The organism is Hwanghaeella sp. 1Z406 (assembly GCF_048892425.1).
Classification (GTDB): domain Bacteria; phylum Pseudomonadota; class Alphaproteobacteria; order UBA8366; family Aestuariispiraceae; genus Pacificispira.
On sequence record NZ_JBLZHU010000050.1, the window covers coordinates 1 to 281 of the forward strand.

Consider the following 281-nt stretch of genomic DNA (forward strand, 5'->3'; position numbering starts at 1 on the left):
AGCGCCGACGCGATGCCCCAGCCATCGGAGATCGCGCCCGAGAGCAGGATGGTGCCCTTGAACCATTGCTTCACTTCGCGCACCAGCGCGAACGGTGACAGCGTCCCGGCGTGGCCGCCTGCGCCTGCGCAGACGAGGATCAGGCCATCGACGCCCTGCTCGGCGGCCTTGCGCGCGTGCTTGACGTTGATGACGTCGTGGAACACCACGCCGCCATAGGAATGCGCGGCATCGACGATCTCAGACGGCGGACGCAGCGAGGTGATGATGACCGGAACCTT

At 66.5% G+C, this 281-nt stretch carries 1 protein-coding gene; it reads right to left on the reverse strand.

The annotated features are described in order from the left end of the window. The coding region (locus ACOSDR_RS20315) for an NAD(P)H-dependent flavin oxidoreductase (RefSeq protein ID WP_420732360.1) at positions 1-281 on the reverse strand (281 nt) is incomplete at both ends.